A 19,473-nucleotide genomic window follows, 5' to 3' on the forward strand; every position below is an offset into this window, starting at 1 on the left:
TCAGTCACTTCCGTCCCCCGTCGGTCGTCGTCTCCCCGGTCACGGCGGCAAGCACCGCCGCCAACGCGGCGACCCGCGGCGGTCGCAGCACCCCCAGGTGGTCGCCGGCGACCCGGTGCACCCGGACGTCCCCGGCGGCGGCCCCGCGCCACCGCCGCACGTACTCCGCCGGCCGCAGGTCCAGCGCCGACTCGTGGTCCCCGGCCGCCACCTCGTCGCTGAGCAGCACGTCGACGCTGCCGGCGTAGGTCGGGAAGCGGTAGTCGAGCCGGGCCTGGAGCAGGTGCCGCCAGGCCCGCAGGCGGTGGGCCCACACGTCGCCCAGGTCGGCGTCGTCGACCCAGGCGTCGGCGTCGTCGACGAGCTCCCGGATGGTGGCCAGGAGGTCCGCCCGGCGGGCCGGGTCGGCGCCCTCGCCGGCCACGGCAGCGCAGACCCGCTCGGCGTCGCGCAGCCGGGCGAGCCGCGCGCCGACCCGGGCCCGGTGCGCCTCCCGGTCCGCCGCCGCGTCGTCGTTCACCGGATCCAGCAGGATCAGCCGGACCCGCTCGCCGTCGGCGCGCAGCCGGCGGGCCATCTCCCAGGCGATCCCGCTGGAGGCGCACCAGCCGAGCAGGTGGTAGGGCCCGCTCGGGCGGGCCGCCCGCAGCTCGTCGAGGTAACGCCCGGCGATGGCCGGGACGTCCGTGGCCGCCACCGTGCCGTCGTGCAGCCCGGGCCACTCGAACGCGGCGACCGGCTGCTCGGCGACCGCGGCCAGCTCCCGGTACCAGTGCGCGCTGCCACCGCCGGGGTGCAGGCAGAACAGCGGCGTCCCCGCGCCGTCGCGGCGGAGCCACAGCAGCGCCGAGGCGGGCGACCGGTCCGGGGCGCCGGCGGCGGTCGCGATGCCGCGTACGGTGCGGTGGGTCAGGAAGTCCCGGAAGCTCAGGTCGATCCCGTCGGCCCGGCGCAGCCGCGCGATGACCCGCAGCATCAGCAGCGAGTGACCGCCGATGGCGAAGAAGTCGTCGTCGCGGCCGACCCGGTCCCGGTCGAGCAGGTCGGCCCAGGTCGCGGCGATGGCCTGCTCCACCGGTCCGCGGGGCGCGCGGTAGGGGAGGGCCGGCGCGGTCTCGTCCGGCGCCGGCGCCGGCAGGGAACCCCGGTCGATCTTGCCGTTGGGAAGGCGCGGGAACGCCGGCAGCACGGTGAACGTGGCCGGCACCATGTGGTCCGGCAGCACGGCGCCCGCGCGCCGCCGCACCTCCGCGGCCGTGCCCCCGGCGTCCAGGACCAGGTACGCGGCGAGCCGCCGGTTGCCGTCGCCGCCGGTCACCGGGTGCACCACCGCGCCGCGCACCCCCGGCTGGGTCAGCAGGACGTGCTCGACCTCGCCCAGCTCGATCCGGAAGCCGCGGATCTTCACCTGGTGGTCGCGCCGGCCGAGCACCACGACCCGGCCGTCCCGGTCCCACCGGCCGATGTCGCCGGTGGCGTAGAGCCGCGCGCCGGGCGTCGCGGCGTACGGGTCGGGCAGGAACGCGCCGGCGGTGGCCCGGGGCCGGCCGAGGTAGCCCTGCGCCAACCCGTCGCCGCCGACGAAGATCTGCCCCGGCACCCCGGGCAGCACCGGCGTGAGGTCGTCGTCGAGCAGGTGGACTGTGGTGTTCGCGGCCGGCGTCCACACCGGCGCGTCGGGGCCGGAGAGGCGGGAGCCGAAGCAGAAGACGGTCGCCTCGCTCGGGCCGTAGTTGTCCCAGACCTCGGCGCCGTCGGCGGCCAGCCGGCCGACCAGCCCGGCGTCGACGGCCTCCCCGCCGGAGAGCACCCGGAACCCGGCCGGCGGGGTCCAGCCCGACTCCAGCAGCATCCGCCACGTCGTCGGGGACGCCTGCATGACGGTGGCCCCGGTGCGGCGCAGCAGGTCGGCCAGGGACACCGGGTCGCGGGCGTCGTCCTCGCTGGCGAGCACGAGCTGACCGCCGCAGCCGAGTGTGACGGCGAGCGCGAGCTGCGCCACGTCAGTGGAGACGGGCACCACCCCGAGTACCACGTCGGCGGCGCTCAGCCGCAGGTTGCGGCGCATCGCGGCGGCCCGGTCGGCGAGCGCGCCATGGGTCGCCACCACGCCCATCGGCCGGCCGGTGGAGCCGGAGGTGTGCACCACGTACGCCACGTCGTCCGGGTGCGGCTGCCGGAGCGGCGCGCCGTCGTCGCCGCGCTCGTCCGGGTCGGGCGTCAGGACCGGCCGCCCGCCGTGCCGGCCGACGTGCTCCGGCCCGGCGACGACCGCCCGGACGTCGGCGTCGGCCAGGACGGCGGTGACCCGGGGCAGGGGATCGCGACGGTCGACCGGCACCCAGGCGGCGCCGGCCGCGGCGATGCCGGCGATCGCCGCCAGCAGTTCCGGTTCCCGGGGCAGGCAGACGCCGACCCGGTCACCGGGGCGTACCCCGGCGGCCCGCAGCCGCGCCGCCCACGTCCGGGCCCGGCGGTGCAGGTCGCGGTAGGTCAGCCGGTCGTCGGCGGTGCGCACCGCGACGGCGTACGGCCGCTCGCCGGCCTGCTCGGCGACGAGCTGGTGGAGGCCGCGGACGGTGACCGGCGTCCTCGGCCCGGCGCCGGCCGACAGCAGCCGCGCCCGCGTCTCCGCCGGCAGCAGGACCCGGGTGGCCGGGCCGTCCGGGTCGGTCGCCATGGCGGTCAGCGCCGCCCGGTACATGCCGGCCAGCAGGTCGCAGTGCCGCCTGTCGATCCGCGCGGCCTGGGCCATCATGACCAGCGCCCCGCCCAGCGTGGACACGGCGAAGGGGAACTCGTTGGGGCTGACGTCGGTGCTCGCCTCGGTGTCCACCGTGACCCGGTCCAGCACGTGGAAGTCGAGGTAGTTGAACGCGACCTCGTGCAACCGGCCGCCGGCGCCGAAGAGCCGCTGCATCTCGGCGAGCGGATAGCGGCGGTGCGGCCAGAGCGCCACCTCCTCGGCGAAGACCGCCCGGACCAGGTCCCGCCAGCTGCCGGTGGCCGGCGGCGCCACCACGGGCACCGGGTTGAGGAACATCCCCCGGACCAGGTCGCCGCCCTGCGCCTCGGTGCGGCCGTTGCTCACCAACGCGCCGTGGAACGCGGTCGTGCCGGTGGCCTGCCGCCACACCGTGAGGTGCGCGGCGAGCAGCACGCTCTTGAGCGAGGCGCCGGCCCGCTTCGCCAGCTCGCGCAGGCCCGCCTCGACGTCCCGGTAGGGCACGTGCACCGCGCACGTCCCGGTCGCGGCCGGGTCGCCCCAGGCCGCCGGGATGGTGAGCCGTTCCACGCCGGCCAGCCGTCCGGCCCAGAAACCCCGGTCGGCCGGGTCGGTGACGCTGTGCCGTTCCTGGGCGACGAAGTCGGCGAACCGGACGGTGGTCGCCTCGGGCGCGGGCGGCGGATGCCCCGCCCGGTGCGCCCGGTAGCCCGCCAGCAGCTCCGAGACCAGGGAGTTGTGGCTCCACCCGTCGAGGATGGCGTGGCACTCGGTGAGCGACAGGTACCACCGCTGGTCGGTGACCCGGTGCGCGTGCACCCGGATCAGCGGCGCCCGGCCGAGGTCGAAGACCCGGACCCGTTCCCGGCGGCGGAACCGGTCCAGGTGGGCCCGCTGCTCGTCGGCCGGCATCCCGCGCAGGTCGTGGTGGGCGCACTCGGGCGTCGCGGCCCGGTGCACAAGTTGCACCGGCTCGGCGAAACCGGCCAGGTCGAACGAGGTGCGCAGGATCTCGTGCGCGGCCACCGCGCCGTCGACGGCCGCCCGCAGCGCCGCCGGGTCGAAGTCGCCGGTGTCGCGCACCAGGTAGCTGGTGACGTTCTGGTAGGGCCGGTTCTCCGGGTCGGCCAGCAGCTCGTAGACCATGCCGGCCTGGGCCCGCGCCATCGGGTACGCGTCGACGACGCCCGCCGGCACCCGGGCCCGGTCGTCCGGGTCGAGCAGCGCGAACGGCGGGGTGCCCACCCGCTCGGCGGCGTGCTGGCCGGGCCCGCCGGCGAGCAGCTCGGCGATGCTCTGGTGGCGGAACAGGTCCTGCACCGAGTAGCCGAAGCCCCGGTCCCGCAGCAGGCCGACGAGGCGTACCGCCCGGATGGAGTCGCCGCCGAGGGCGAAGAAGTTGTCCCGGACCCCGACCAGGTCGACGCCCAGGACCTGGGCCCACAGCCCGGCCAGCGCCATCTCCGCGGCGGTGGCCGGCGGCCGGTACTCCTGCCGCTGCTCCGGGCGGGCCTCGTCCGGCGCCGGCAGGGCCCGCCGGTCGACCTTGCCGTTGACGGTCAGCGGCAGCTCCGGCAGCACCGTCAACACCGCCGGCACCATGTAGGCGGGCAGCCGCTGGGACAGGTGGGCCCGCACCTGCGGCACGGTCACGGTGTCGGTGCGCGGCACCAGGTAGCCGACCAGCCGGTGCTCGCCCGGGCCGGTCTCCTGGACGGTGACCACCGCCGCCTTCAGGTCGGGGTGCGCGCCCAGGCACGCCTCGACCTCACCGAGCTCGACCCGGAAGCCGCGGATCTTCACCTGGTCGTCGAACCGGCCGAGGAACTCCAGCTCACCGCCGGGCATCATGCGCGCCTTGTCGCCGGAGCGGTACAGGCGGGCGCCGGGCGCGCCGAACGGGTCCGGCACGTACCGCCGGGCGGTCAACGCCGGCCGGTTGAGGTAGCCACGGGTGACCCCCGGCCCGCCGACGCAGATCTCCCCGGGCACGCCGAGCGGCACCGGCTGCAACCGGTCGTCCAGGAGGTGGACGGTCAGGTCGGTGAGGGGACGCCCGATCGGGCTGCGCCGCCGGTCGAGGTCGGCGACGGTCAGGGCGCGGTAGGTGCTGTGCACCGTGGTCTCGGTGATGCCGTACATGTTGACCAGTCGGGGCGTCTCGTCGCCGAACCGCTGCCACCAGGGGCGCAGGGACTCCACGTCGACGGCCTCGCCGGCGAGGATCACCAGACGCAGGCAGAGCCGGTCCAGGTCGCCCTCGCCCCGCTCGGCGAGCTGGATCAGGGAGCGGAACGCCGACTGGGTCTGGTTGAGCACGGTGACCCGCTCGGCGGCGAGCAGGTCGGCAAGTTCCCACGGCGACCGGGAGACCTGGTACGGCACCACCACGAGCCGGCCGCCGTGCAGCAGGGCGCCCCAGATCTCCCAGACCGAGACGTCGAACGCGTACGAGTGGAACAGCGCCCACACGTCGTCCGGCCCGAACCGGTACTCGGGCTCGGTGCCGGTCAGCAGCCGCACCACGTTGCCGTGCGTGACCTGCACCCCCTTGGGCTGCCCGGTCGACCCGGAGGTGTAGATGACGTAGGCCAGGTCGTCGGGGTGGGCCGGCACCGGCGGCGGGTCGCCCGGCAGCGCGGCGATCCGGGCCGCCTCGGCGGGGTCGTCGAGGACGATCACCTCGTCGTCCGGTTCGGTCGGCGCCCGGGTGGCCAGGGCGCGGTCGGTGACGAGGACGTGCGCGTCCGCGTCGCGCAGCAGGAAGCCCAGCCGCTCCTGCGGGTGGTCCGGGTCCAGCGGCAGGTAGGCGGCGCCGGCCTTGAGCACGCCGAGCACGGCCACCACCAGGTCGAGGCCGCGGGGCAGGCAGACGCCCACCAGGTGCTCCCGCCCGACGCCGGCCCCGCGCAGCCGGTGGGCCAGCCGGTTGGCGCGTTCGTCCAGCTCGCGGTAGGTCAGCCGGTCTTCGCCCGCGGTCAGCGCGACCGCGTCGCCGCAGCGGCGGGCCTGCTCGCCGAAGCGTTCGTGCAGGCACGGTCCGGCCGGCGCGGCGCCCGCCGGCGGCCGGACCACCTCGGCCAGCGCCGGGCCGTCGAGCATCGGCAGGGCGCCGACTGGGCGGCCCGGGTCGGCGACCGCCGCCTCCAGCAGCCGCCGGTAGATCCGGGTCATCCGGTGGATGGTCGGCTCGTCGAACAACGCGTACGGGTAGGTCACCTCGCCGCCGAACGAGCCGTCCGGGCGCTCCTCAAGCGTCCAGCCCAGGTCGAACTTGGCGCGCCGGGACCGGACCGGGACCAGTTCGCCGGTGACGCCGGCGGCCTCGAACCGGGCCGGCTCGTTGTTCTGCAACGTCAGGTTGACCCCGGTCAGCGGATGGGTGGCCAGGTCGCGGTCGACGGCGAGGGCGTCGACGATCTGCTCGAACGGCACGTCCTGGTGGCTGTAGGCGTCGATCGCGGTGCTCCGGGCCCGGTCGAGCAGCTCGGCGAAGGTCGGGTCGCCGGCCAGGTCGGCGCGCAGCACGAGCATGTTGACGAAGTGACCGATCAGGTCGTGCGTCTGCCGGCGGGTGCGGCCGGCGATCGGGGTGCTCACCGCGAAGTCGTTCTGCCCGGTGCAGCGGGCCAGCAGCGTCCAGAGCACCGCCAGGTGGAGCATGAAGGGGGTGGCCCGGTGCTCGCGGGCGACGACCCCCGCCCGGCGGGCCAGGTCGGCCGGGACGTCGAAGCGCACCGTGCCGCCGGTGTCGTCCCACACCGCCGGGCGGGGACGGTCGGTGGGCAGCTCCGGCGCCGGCAGGTCGCGGAGCTGCCGGGTCCAGTAGGCGACGCCGTCCGGGTCGGCGGGGTGCGCGCGCTGCCAGGCGGCGAAGTCGGCGTACTGCAACGCGGGCGGCTGCGGGTCCGCGCCGGCGCACAGCGCGGCGAGGTCGCGGACCAGCAGGTCGCAGGACCAGCCGTCGATCGCGATGTGGTGCAGCAGGACGGCGAGCACGTGCGTACGCGGCCCGGAGCGGATCAGCCGGGCCCGCAGGACCGGACCGTTCGCCAGGTCGAACGGCCGCAGCGCCTCGGCCTCGAGCAACGAGTCCAGCGCGGACTCCGGCGCGCCGCCGAGGTCGACGAACTCCAACGGCACCGGGCCGGGCGGGTCGATGCGCTGCACCGGCTCGCCGTCCGCGCCCTCGACGTAGCGGGTCCGCAGGATCTCGTGCCGGGCGACGAGGCGGCGCAGCGCGTCCCCGAGGTCGATCCGGGAGAGGTCCCCGTCCAGGCGCAGCGCGATCGGCACCACGTAGTCGGCGCCGCCGGGACGGATCCGGTCGAGCACCCAGAGCCGGCGCTGGGCGAAGGACAGCGGCAGCACACCGTCGCGGGGGACCGCGACCACGTCGGGCAGCCGGTCACCGTCGGGCTTCGGGTCGGACGCGCGGGCCCGCAGCCGGTCCCGCAGCAGCCGGGCGCCGGCTCCCTGCGGCGGGCGGATCGCCTCAGCACTCATGCTCCACTCACTCCCATCCCGGCGTCGGTCGACCCGTTGTCGCCGTCCAGACTCTCGGCCAGCCGTTCCAACATGGCCGCCTGCGCGCTGACCGTGGTCGCCTCGAACAGCGCCCGCAGCGGGATCTCCAGGCCGAACAGGTCCCGCAGCCGGGCCAGCAGGCGGGTGGCCAGCAGCGAGTGCCCGCCGACCGCGAAGAAGTCGTGCTCGACGCCGACCGACGGCAGCCCCAGCACCTGCGCCCACGCGCCGGCGATGGCCTGTTCGACCTCGGTGCGCGGGGCCACCTCGGCGGCGGAGTCGTCCACGTCGGCGGCCGACGGCGGCGGCAGCGCCGCCCGGTCGACCTTCTTGCTCGCGTTGAGCGGCAGCCGGTCCAGCGTCACCCAGGCGCCCGGGAGCATGTAGTCCGGCACCCGGTCGGCGAGGTGGCGGCGCAGCAGCGCCGGGCTGGGCGTGGCGCCCGCGTGCGGCACCACGTAGGCGACCAGCCGCCGGTCGCCGTCGTCGCCGTGCACCGCCGCGGCGGCGGCCCGCACCTCGGGGTGGGTGGCCAGCGCCGCCTCGATCTCGCCCAGCTCGATCCGCAGGCCGCGCAGCTTGACCTGGCCGTCGACGCGGCCGACGAACTTTACCGTGCCGTCGGCGGCCTGCCGCACGTGGTCGCCGGTGCGGTACAGCCGCTGCCCGGGCAGCTCACCGAAGGGGTCGGGCACGAACCGGTCGGCGGTCAGTCGCGGCCGGTCGTGGTAGCCGCGGCTGACCCGCTCGCCGCCCAGGCACAGCTCACCGACGAAGCCGGTGGGCACCGGCCGCAGGTCGTCGTCGAGCACGTACGCGCGGGTGCCGGGGACCGGCCGGCCGATCGGCAGCGGCGTCCGGGCCGGGGTCACCTCCGCCGCCGACACCGGATGGGTCAGCGAGACGATGGTGGCCTCGGTGGGCCCGTACGCGCAGACGAACCGGCCGGGTAGCTGCGCCGCGTGCCACAGTCGGGCGTCCTCGTGGGTGACCACCTCGCCGCCGACGTGCACCAGCCGCAGCCGGCTCAACCGCGGATCCCGGTGCCGCACCCCGGCCATCACCTCGCGGTAGTAGGCCGGGGTGAGCAGGACGTGGGTGATCCCGGCGGCGGCGAACCGGTCGGGCAGCTCCGACGGCGCCCAGAACTGGGCGTCGCTGATCACCACCGTGCCGCCGACCAGCAGGATCGCCCCGAGCTGCTCCATCGCCAGGTCGAAGGTGAGCGCCGAGAGCAGGACCGCGCGGTCGGTGTCGCGAAGCTCGCTGACCTCGGCGATCATCCGGCAGTGGTGGGTGTACGAGGCGTGCGGCACCATCACCGCCTTCGGCCGGCCGGTGGAGCCCGACGTGTAGATCATGTAGGCGAGCCGGTCCGGGTCGCCGGCCGGCAGGTCGCCGGGCAGGTCACCCGACGCGGCGTCCTCCGCCGATCCGGTCTCGCCGACGACCACGACCGGCGTGCCGTCGACGTCGATCCGGTCGGCGACCCGCTTCCCGGCGACCACGGCCGCCGGGCGCAGGTCACGCAGCAGGACGGCCAACCGCTCCGGCGGCTGACCGGTGCCCAGCGGCACGTACACCCCGCCGGCGCGCAGCACGGCGAACAGCACCACCGGCACCGCGAGCGACCGGTCGAGCAGGACGGCGACCGGTCGCTCCGGCGCCACGCCGGCACCGCGCAGCCGGTGCGCCAGGGCGGTGGCCTGCCGGTCCAGCTCGGCGTAGGTCAACCGGCCGGCGGGGCTCTCCACGGCCACCGCGTCCGGGGTGCGCCGCACCTGCGCCGCGAACGCCTCGTGCAGGCACTCCCGGTCGACCGGCTCGGCCGGCGGGTTCCAGCGCCGGGCCAGCTCCCGCCCCTCCCGCTCGCCGAGCAACGGCAGCCGGCCGACGGGCGTTCCCGGCGCCGCCGCCGCGCCCGCCGCCAGGACACCGAACTGGGCGGCCATCCGGCGGGCGGTCTCCGCGCCGAACAGCGCGGTCGCGTACTCCAGTTCCAGCCGGTACCCGCCGTCCGGCTCGGCGGTCAGGGTCAGGGTGAGGTCGAACTTCGCGGTCCGGCGCCCGGTGTCCAGACGGTCCGCGCGCAGGCCGGCGAGCCGGAGCCCGTCGCCCGCCGCGTCGTCGACCACCATCATCACGTCGCACAGCGGCGAGCGGGACAGGTCCCGCGGCGGCGCCAGCTCCTCCACCAGCCGGTCGAACGGCAGCTCGTCGTGGGCGAACGCGTCCCCGGCGTGCCGCCGGACCCGGCCCAGGAGCGTGGTGAGGTCCGGGTCGTCGTCCAGGTCGACGCGGAGCACCACGGTGTTGACCAGCAGGCCGACCAGGTCCTCCAGCTCGGGGCGGTGCCGACCGGCGACGACGGTGCCGATCGGCACGTCGACGGTCCCGGCGTGCCGACCCAGCAGCGTGGCGAAGACGGCGAGGAAGGTCATGAACGGGGTCGCGCCGCAGCGCCGGCCGACGGCCAGCAGCGGGCGCGCCACCTCGGCGGGCAGCCGGGCGTCCACAGTGGCGCCACGGCCGTCGCGGACCGGCGGGCGCGGCAGGTCGGTCGGCAGCGCGAGCGGGGACAGCCCGGCCAGCCGCTCGCGCCAGAACGCCACCTCGGCGGTGACCGTCTCGTCGGTCAGCCGCGCCCGCTGCCACACCGCGACGTCGGCGTAGCGCACCGCGGGCGGCGGCAGCGCCGCCGGGCGGCCGGCGAGCCGGGACCGGTACGCGGCGGACAGGTCGCGGGCCAGCACGCGGTCCGACCAGCCGTCGCCGGCGATGTGGTGCATGACGAGGACGAACACGTGGTCGTCCGGGCCGAGCCGGATCAGGTGCGGCGACACCGGTGGCGCCGCCTCCAGGTCGAACGGCCGGTCGGCCAGGGTACGCACCAGCGCGGCGAGCCGGTCGTCACGCCCGACGCGGTCGGCGACCGGCGGCGCCTCGGTCACCGGCAGGCGGACCGGCCGGGCCGGCTCGACGACCTGCGCCGGCGTGCCGTCCGGGCCGGCCGGGTAGCGGGTGCGCAGCACGTCGTGGCGGGCGACGACATCGGTGAGCGCCGCCGCCAACGCGTCCGGGTCGAGCCGGCCGGCGAGCCGCACCGCCCAGGTCACGTGGTACTGCGTGCCGTCCGGGTCCAGCCGGTGCAGGAACCACAGCCGCTGCTGGGCGTGGGACAACGCGGCCGGCCCGTCCGCCGCCGCGCCGGCGATGCCACCGTCGACGGCGGGCGCGGCCCGGTCGGCGTAGCGGGCCGCCACGGCCGCGACGGTGCGGTCCTCGAGCACCGCGCGCACCGAGACGGCGGCGCCGAGGGCCGCCCGCAGCCGGCCGGCGAACCGGATCGCCAGCAGCGAGTGGCCGCCCAGCTCGAAGAAGTCGTCGGTGACGCCCACCGTGTCCAGCCCGAGCACCTCGGCGAGGATCGCCGCGACCGTCCGCTCGGTGGGGGTGCGCGGCGCGACCAGCTCGCCGCGCCGGTCGAAGCCGGGCTCCGGGAGCGCGGCCCGATCCACCTTGCCGCTCGTGGTCAGCGGCATCCGGTCCACCGGCACGAACACCGACGGCACGTACGGCTCCGGCAGCCGGGCCAGCAGGAACGCGCGGATCTCGGTGTGCGCCGGCGGCGCGCCCCGCGTCACCAGGTAGGCGGCGAGCCGGGCCTGCCCGTCCGGCCCCGGCCGGGCGACCACCACCGCGGTCGACACCGCCGGGTGCCGGGCGAGCACGGTCTCCACCTCGCCCGGCTCCACCCGGACGCCACGGATCTTGACCTGTTGGTCGGTGCGCCCGAGGAACTCCAGGGCGCCGTCGGCGCGCCGCCGGGCCAGGTCACCGGTGCGGTAGGCCCGGGACCCGGGCGGTCCGTACGGGTCCGGCACGAACCGCTGCGCGGTCAGCCGAGGCCGGCCGAGGTAGCCGCGGGCCAGTCCCTCGCCGGCCACGTGCAGCTCACCGGGTACGCCGAACGGCGCGACCGACCCGTCGCCGGCGAGGACGAACGCGCGGGTGTTGTCGAGCGGCGCGCCGATCGGCACCGGCCCGCCGGCCGGCGCGGCGTCGTCGTACTGCCACGCGGTGACGTCGATCGACGCCTCGGTCGGCCCGTACGTGTTGACCAGGGTGACCGGCAGCCGGCCGGTGAGCCGGCGGGCCAGGTCGTCGGCGAGCGGCTCCCCGGCCGAGAAGAGCAGCCGCAGGCTGACGCACCGGTCCAGGGTCGGCTCGTCGGCCAGTGGCCGCAGGAACGACGGCACCCCCTGCAACACGGTGACCCGGTGCCGCGCCACCAGGTCGACGACGGTCACCGGGTCGCGCTCGGCGCCGGCCGGGGCCAGGACGACCGCGCCGCCGCTGACCAGCGGCGCGAGGAACTCCCACACGCTGGCGTCGAAGCTGACCGACGTCTTCTGCAGCATCCGGTCGTCCGGCCCGAAACCGTATCGCCGCACCGCCCAGAGCACCCGGTTGCGGATGCCGCGGTGCGGGACCGCCACGCCCTTCGGCGCGCCGGTCGAGCCGGAGGTGTAGATGACGTACGCGATCGAGTCGGGGTCGGTACGGTCCGGTGCGGTCGCCGCCCGGGCCCGGATCTGCGCGCGTTCGGCGGTCAGGTCCAGGGTGGGCACCTCGGCGCCGAGCGTCGCGGCCAGGCCGGGCGGTGACCCGTCCGCGGTGAGCAGCAGCCGGGCGCCGGCGTCGCGCAGCATCAGGGCCTGCCGCTGGGGCGGGTGCGCCGGGTCCAGCGGCAGGAACGCCGCGCCGGCCCGCAGCACGCCGAGCAGCGCCACGACCAGGTCGGGCCGGCGGGGCAGGCACAGCCCGACGACGTCGTCGCGGCCGATGCCGGCCGCCCGCAGGTGCCGGGCGAGCCGGTTGGCAGCGGCGTCGAGGTCGCCGTAGCGCATCCGCTCGTCGCCGTACTCGACCGCGACCGCCCCGGGCGTACGGGCCGCCTGCTCGGCGACGAGTTCGGGCAGGCCGGCGTCGGGGCGGGGCCGGTCCGGCCCGTGACCGTGCGCGACGACGGCCCGGTGTTCGGCGGCGTCGAGCATCGGCAGCCGGCTGATCGGCAGGTGGGGCGCCTCGGCCGCGCCGGCCAGGAGGTGGCCGAAGCGCCCGGCGATCCGCTCCACGGTGCTCCGGTCGAACAGCGCGGTCGCGTACTCGATCTCGCCGGTCAGGCCGCCGTCGGGCTGGCGGGTCACCTCCAGGGTGAGGTCGAACTTGGCGGTGTGGGTGGGCGTCGGCTCGACGGTGACGTCCAGGCCGGGCAGCGCGAACCGCTCGTCGCCGGCCTCCCGGTAGGCGAACAGGAGGTCGAACAGCGGATTGCCGGAGCGGTCCCGCTGCGGGGCCAGCTCCTCCACCAGCCGATCGAACGGCAGTTCCTCGTGCGCGAACGCCTCGGCGGCGACGTCCGCGACCCGGCCGAGCAGCCCGGCGAACGAGGGGTCACCGGCCAGGTCGGCGCGCAGCACCACCGTGTTGACGAAGAAGCCGACGAGCTGCTCCACCTGGGCCGTGGTGCGCCCGGAGGTGGGCACGCCGACGGTCACGTCGGTGCGTCCGGTGTGGCGGGCGAGCAGGGTCAGGAAGACGGTCAGGCAGGTCATGAAGCCGGTGGCGCCGGCGCGGCGACCGACCTCGTCGAGCCGCCGGACGACCGTCGCCGGCACGGTGAACCGCACCAGGTCGCCGTGCGCGTCGCGCAGCGCCGGCCGGGGCCGGTCGGCCGGCAGGTGCGTCGGCTCCGACCCGGCGAGCCGCTGCCGCCAGTAGTCGAGCAGCCGGTCCAGCTCCGGCCCGGTGAGCCGGTCACGCTGCCAGACGGCGAAGTCGGCGTACTGGGCCGGCAGCGGCGCCCGCGTCACCCCCCGGCCGGCGTCCGCCAGCTCTTCGGCGATCAGCCCCATCGACAGTCCGTCGACCGCGATGTGGTGGATGACGAGCAGCAGCACGTGCTCCCGCGGGGTGACCCGCAGCAACCGCGCCCGCAGCACCGGCCCGGCGGCCAGGTCGACCGGGATCTCCACCTCGGCGCGCAGCACGGCGGCCGGGTCGGCGTCCTCGGGCGTCAGCGCGATCCGCGCGGGCGGCGGGTCCACCACCTGGGCCGGCTCGCCGTCGGGCCCGGCGACGTAGCGGGTGCGCAGCACCTCGTGCCGGGCGACGACCCGGGTCAGCGCGGCGGACAGCGCGTCGGGGTCCAGCTCGCCGCGCAGGCGCAGCGCGGTCGGCACCAGGTAGTCGACGCCGTCGCCGACCTGGTCGAGGAACCACAGCCGTCGCTGCGCGAAGGACAGCGGCAGCGGCCCCGACCGGTCGGCGCGGGGCAGCGCCCGGTCGACCTCGACCGGCGGCGCCTGCGGCTCGGCCTCTTCGCCGTCGTCGTCGAACATCCGCTCGACCAGGGCCCGGGCCCGCTCGGCCACGACGGTGGCGAGCGCGGCGACGGTCTGCGCGGCGAACACGTCGCGCACCGTCACCGGGGCGGGCAGGCGGTCGCGCAGCCGGGCCGCCAGCCGGGTGGCCAGCAGGGACTGCCCGCCGAGGTCGAGGAACCGGTCGTGCCGGCCCACCCGGGCGACCCCGAGCACGTCGGCCCAGACCGCGGCGATCACCCGCTCGGCGGGGGAGGCCGGCGGCTCGTACCGTGTGCCGGCCTCCTGCGGTGTGGCCAGGTGCGGCAGGGCCTGCCGGTCCACCTTGCCGCTACCCAGCAGCGGTAGTTCGGGCACGATGCCCCAGAGCGTCGGCACCAGGTGGGCGGGGAGGCGGTCGGCCAGGTGGGCGCGCAGCCGCGCGGGGGTGGCGTCGGCGGTGGCGGGGACCACGTAGGCGGCGAGCCTCGGCGCGCGCGGATCCCGGTGGTCGGCCACCACGGCGGCGGCGCGGACCGCCGGATGCGCGGCGAGGACGGAATGGGCCTCACCCGGCTCCACCCGGTACCCGTTGATCTTTACCTGGTCGTCGCGCCGGCCGACGTACTCGATCGTCCCGTCGCCACGCCGCCGGGCCAGGTCACCGGTGCGGTAGAGCCGCGCGCCGGGTCGGGCGGCCCACGGGTCGGGCCCGAACCGGTCGGCGGTCGCGCGGGCGCGGCCCAGGTAGCCGCGGCCCACCCCGCAGCCGCCGACGTGGATCTCGCCGACCGCGCCGGCCGGCACCGGCCGCAGCGCCTCGTCGAGCAGGTGGACGGTGACGCCGGGCAGCGGCTCGCCGATCGGCACCGGCCCGTCGCCGACCGCGCCGGCGGTGGTGACGTGCGCCGCGCAGGCGACCGCCGTCTCGCTCGGCCCGTAGCTGTTCACGATCCGGGTCGCCGGGGCCTGCGCCGCCCAGGACGCGAGCCGGTCGCCGTGCAGTGGCTCGCCGCCGATCACCAGGCAACGGGCCCCGCCGGTCGCCCCGGGCGCGGCCGTGGCCAGCAGGTCCAGGTGGGTGGGCGTCAGCTTGACCATCGCGTACGGGGTGCCGGTGGCCGCCTCGGCCAGCGCCGGCGCGAGGGCGTCCACGCCGGGTTCCTCGGCGAGCAGGCGCACCGGCTCGCCGGCCGCCAGCACCGGGAACAGCGAGGTCACCGCCAGGTCGTACGCGATCGAGGTGTGCAGCGGCGAGCCGCCGCCGCCCGGCGGCAGCAGCGTGGCGCTCGCCCAGCGGGTGTAGGCGGTCAGGCCGCGGTGGGTGACCAGCACGCCCTTCGGCTGCCCGGTCGAGCCGGAGGTGTAGACCACGTAGGCCAGGTCGTCCGGGTCGACGGTGACCGGCACGGCGGTGTCCGGCAGACGCCGCAGGGCGGCCCGCTCGGCCGGCGCGGTCGGGTCGAGCTGCCGGACGCCGGCGGGCAGCGGCAGCCGCTCGTCGGCGGGGCCGAGGAAGACCACCGGCCGGGCGTCGGCGAGCGCGCGGGCCTGCCTCGGTCCCGGGTCGCGCGGGTCCAGCGGCAGGTACGCGCCGCCGGCCTTGACGACGGCCAACAGCGCCACCACCAGGTCCGGGGTCCGGGGCAGCCGCACCGCGACGATCCGGTCCGGCCCGACGCCCAGCCCGAGCAGCCGATGCGCCAACCGGTTGGCCCGGCGGTCCAGCTCGGCGAAGGTGAGGCTCGGGCCGTTGCCGGTGACCGCCACGGCGTCCGGTTCGGCGCGGCCCGTGACGAGCTGGGCCACCGTCACGGCGGTGTCGTCCGGCGCGGGCCACGGGGTGACCGCGGGCGTCGGTTGTCCGGGCGCCAGCCGGTCGACCGGGGTGGCCGGGGCGTCGGCGACGGTCGCCAGCGCCCGGACGTACCCGGCGGCGAGGGCGGCGACGAGGTCCGGGTCGAACCGGGCCGCCGCCACGTCGACCCGGCCGGCGAGTCCGCCGTCGGGACGCGGGGTGAGGTGCCAGCTCTGCTCCGCCTTCACCTCGCGGTGCGGCGGCGGCTCGGAGCCCGCCGGCAGCGCCTCGTCGTGTGTGGTGAACAGCACCGTGAACAGCGGGTTGCGCAGCGGGTCGACGCCGGCGGCCCGGTCCGCCACCACCTGCTCGAACGGCACGTCGGCGTGCGCCCAGGCGGCGAGCGTCCCGTCGCGTACGGCCGAAACCAGGTCGGTGAAGGCCGGCGCGCGGTCCAGGTCGGCGCGGAGCACGACGGTGTTGACGAACAACCCGAGCACGTCGTCCAGCTCGGGGCGGTCGCGGAGCGAGACGGGCACGCCCACGGTCACGTCGGTACGGCCGCTGTGCCGGGCCAGGACGGCGAAGAAGCCGGCCAGCAGGACATGGAACCGGGTGGCGCGTTGCCCGGCGGCGATCTCGTCGAGGCGGGCCACCACCGACGCCGGGACCTCGAAGCGCACGCCGGCGCCGCTGCGGTCGGTCGGCCGGCGCCGGTCGGCGGGCAGCTCCGTCGCCCGGGCCCCGGCCAACCGCCGGCGCCAGAAGTCCAGGTGCCGCGCGGCGCGCTCGCCCCGGGCCGCGGCGTGCTCGCGGCGGGCGTGCTCGGCGTAGCGCAGCGCCGGAGCGGGCCGGCTGCGGCCCGCGCAGCCGTCGACGATCTCGTCGGCGAGCAGCCGGGCGCTCCGGTCGTCCACGGCGATGTGGTGCAGCATCACGAGCAGCGTGTGCCGGCCCGCCGGGTCGGCGAGCAGGCGCCACCGCACCGGCGCGGCGGCGGCCAGGTCGAACGGGCGGGCCGTCTCCTCGGCGAGGACGTCGGCCAGGTCGGCGCGCTCGGCGCGCAGGCGCACCGGCGTCGGCGGGTCGACCACCTGGACCGGTTCGGCGTCGGCCTCGACGTAGCGGGTCCGGAGGATCTCGTGCCGCTCGACCACGGACGTGACGACGCGCTCCACCCGGTCGGCGGGCACGCCGGCGGGCAGCGGGATCGCCAGCGGCTCGTGGTAGGCGCTGCCGTCCGGGTCCCGCTGGTGCAGCAGCCACATGCCGCGCTGCGCGAACGACAGCGGCGCGGGCCCGGTCGCCGGCCCGGCAGTAGGCCCGGCAGTAGGCCCGGCAGTAGGCCCGGCAGTCGGCCCGGCCGTCGGCGCGTCGGTGGCCGGGACCGGGCCGGCCGCCGCCAGCCGACGCGCCACCTCGGCGACCGTGCGGCCGTCGAACAGCGCCGCGACCGGCACGTCGGCGCCGGTCTCGGCCCGCAGCCGGCCGGCGGCCCGGGTGGCGAGCAGGGAGTGCCCGCCCAGGGCGAAGAAATCTGCGTCGGCGTCGGTGACCGGGCGGCCGAGCGTCTCGGCGAAGACCCGGGCGACAAGTCGTTCGGTGGCGTCGGCCGGGGACCGGTGCGGGGCGTCGTCGGCGCGGTCGTCGTGGTCGTCCGCCTCCGGGTCCGCCGGCACGGTCAGCGCCGAGCGGTCGATCTTGCCGTTGGCGGTGGTGGGGAAGCGGTCGAGCAGCACGAACCGGGTGGGGACCAGGTAGGGCGGCAGCAGCCGGGCGCAGTGCCGGCGCAGCGCCCGCGGCCCGGGCGGGTCGGTCGGGTCGGTCGGGCGCAGCCAGGCGACCAGCCGGGGGTCGCCGGCGTCGTCGTCGACCGCGCCGACCACGGCCGCCGCCACTCCCGGCTGGTCGACCAGGACGTTCTCCACCTCGGCCGGTTCGATCCGGAACCCGCGGATCTTCAGTTGGTCGTCGGTGCGGCCGAGGATCTCGACGCTCCCGTCGGCGCGCCGACGGGCCACGTCCCCGGTGCGGTAGAGGCGGGCGCCCGGCTCGGCGGCGTACCGGTCGGGCAGGAACCGGTCGGCGGTCAGCGCGGGCCGGCCGACGTAGCCGGCGGCCACGCCCCGGCCGCCGACGTACAGCTCGCCGGGCGCGCCCGTGGGCACCGGCTCGAGGTCGTCGTCGAGCACGTACAGGCTGGTGTTGGCGACCGGGGCGAACTCCCGCGCGGCCGGGCCGGTGAGGCGGGCCGCCGACGACCACACGGTCGTCTCGGTCGGCCCGTAGAGGTCCCACAGGTCGACACCGGCGTCGAGCAGCCGGCGGGCCAGCTCGACCGGGAGCCGTTCGCCGCCGCAGAGCGCGGTGAAGCCGGCGGGCGGCGTCCAGCCGGCGTCCAGCAGGAGCCGCCAGGTGATCGGGGTGGCCTGCATGACGCGGGCGCCGGCGCGCGCCAGCAGCGCGGCCAGGCGCTGCGGGTCGCGGGCGTCGGCGCCGGTGGCGACCAGCACCCGGCCGCCGACGAGCAGGGGCAGGAACAGTTCCAGCACGGCGATGTCGAACGACACCGTGGTGACGGCCGGCAGGACCGCCCCGGACGGCAGCCCGGGGCGCTCGCGCATGGACCACAGGAAGTTGGTCAAACAGCGGTGGGTCACCAGCACGCCCTTGGGCCGGCCGGTCGACCCGGAGGTGTAGACGACGTAGGCCGCGTCGTCCGGCCCGGGTCCCGGGCCCGCGTCGGCGTCGCCGGCCGCCGGCAGCCGGTCCAGGCGGACCTCGACCGTTCCCGGCGCGGCACGCACGCCGTCCGGGCCGGCGGTGACCAGGACGCCGACGCCCGCGTCGGCGAGGATGTGGGCCAGCCGTCCGGCCGGGTGCTCGGGGTCCAGGGGGACGTAGGCGGCGCCCGCCCACAGCACGCCCAGCAACGCCGGGACCAGGTCCGCGTCGCGGGGCACGGCGACGCCGACCCGGTCCCCCCGGCGCACGCCGAGTCCGCGCAGGTGCGCGGCGAGCGCTCGGCTGCGGGCCACCAGCTCGCGGTACGTCAGCCGCCGGGTGCCGTCGTCGACCGCCACCGCGTCCGGCGTGTCGGCGGCCTGCCGGGCGACCAGCTCGGGCAGGGTCCGCTCCGGCACCGGCGTGCCGGCCGTCGGCGTGACCAGGGCGCATCGCTCCGCCTCGGGCAGCAGAGCGAGCCCGCCCAGCGGCGCGTCGGGGCGCGCGTCGGCGTCGTGCAGCAGCGTGGACAGGCGGGCCGCGAGGCGCGCGGCGTCCTCGGCGGTGAACAACGCCCGGGGGTACGCCAGCTCGCCGGTGGGCCGGCCGTCGACGCGCCGCAGGCGCACCACGAGGTCGTACCGGTCCACCGGCGCGGCGCCGGGCCCGTCGGTCACGTCGACGAGCACCCCGACCCCGGCGGTGTCGTCGGTGGCCCGGCGCGCCGCCTCCCCGGCCCGCCGCGCGGCCTCCGCGAACGGCAGCCGGCGGGGCAGGTCGAGGGCGAGCGACAGGCGACGGTCCCCGGTACGCAGCGCGAGCGTGCCGGCCCACCGGCCGGCGTGCCGGGCGAGCAGGGTGTGCACCGCGGCGGCGGCCACCGCGCCGGTCGCGACGCGGTCCCGCCCGCCCAGCGACCCGGGCACCGCGAACGGCACGGTGCCCGTGCCCGCCGGCCGGTCGACCGGCCGGCGGCGGGTCGTCGGCGCGGGCATCGGCAGGGCGACGTCGAGCCGGTCCGGTTCGTCGGCCCGGCCCGGCCCCGCCGGGGGGACCTGGGCCGATGCGGGGGTTGCGCTCATCGTCACCTCGACTCGCTCGCTAGCGGCTCAGCTGTCCTGTTCGGCCATCCGCCGCCGCAGGCTCAGCGGGCGCATGTCGGTCCAGATCCGTTCGACGTGGTCCAGGCACTGCTCGCGGGTGCCGGCGAAACCCTCGGCGCGCCACCCGTCGGGCACCTGCCGGTCGGCGGCCCACACCGAGTACTGCTCCTCGTGGTTCACCACCACGAGGAACGACCGGTCGGTGGGGGATTCGTGCTCTGTCATCGGTTT

3 protein-coding genes are annotated in these 19,473 nt (G+C 77.2%); all 3 read right to left on the reverse strand.

The features are described from left to right. Positions 1–4: 4 nt before the first annotated feature. Genes O7602_RS09485 through O7602_RS09495 form a run of 3 tightly spaced genes read right to left on the reverse strand, consistent with a single transcriptional unit; the run spans position 5 to position 19,467 of the window. Positions 5–7,231, reverse strand: coding sequence for a non-ribosomal peptide synthetase (locus tag O7602_RS09485; RefSeq protein WP_281587952.1), 7,227 nt, complete (start codon positions 7,229–7,231; stop codon positions 5–7). Continuing rightward, positions 7,228–19,221, reverse strand: coding sequence for a non-ribosomal peptide synthetase (locus O7602_RS09490; RefSeq protein ID WP_281587953.1), 11,994 nt, complete (start codon positions 19,219–19,221; stop codon positions 7,228–7,230). The genes O7602_RS09485 and O7602_RS09490 overlap by 4 nt, the downstream gene beginning before the upstream one ends. 27 nt (positions 19,222–19,248) lie before the next feature. Further along, positions 19,249–19,467 carry an MbtH family NRPS accessory protein gene (locus O7602_RS09495; RefSeq protein ID WP_281587955.1) on the reverse strand — a complete coding sequence of 73 codons (219 nt, stop codon included), beginning with the start codon at positions 19,465–19,467 and terminating at the stop codon, positions 19,249–19,251. Positions 19,468–19,473: the final 6 nt, after the last annotated feature.

This window comes from Micromonospora sp. WMMD1128, from assembly GCF_027497235.1.
Taxonomy (GTDB): Bacteria; Actinomycetota; Actinomycetes; order Mycobacteriales; family Micromonosporaceae; genus Micromonospora.

What these genes read in the sequence shown, in the direction of transcription:
- O7602_RS09485 (WP_281587952.1), bottom strand. Translation starts at nt 7,231, where the DNA reads ATGAGTGCTGAGGCGATCCGCCCGCCGCAGGGAGCCGGCGCCCGGCTG.
- O7602_RS09490 (WP_281587953.1), bottom strand. Translation starts at nt 19,221, where the DNA reads ATGAGCGCAACCCCCGCATCGGCCCAGGTCCCCCCGGCGGGGCCGGGC.
- O7602_RS09495 (WP_281587955.1), bottom strand. Translation starts at nt 19,467, where the DNA reads ATGACAGAGCACGAATCCCCCACCGACCGGTCGTTCCTCGTGGTGGTG.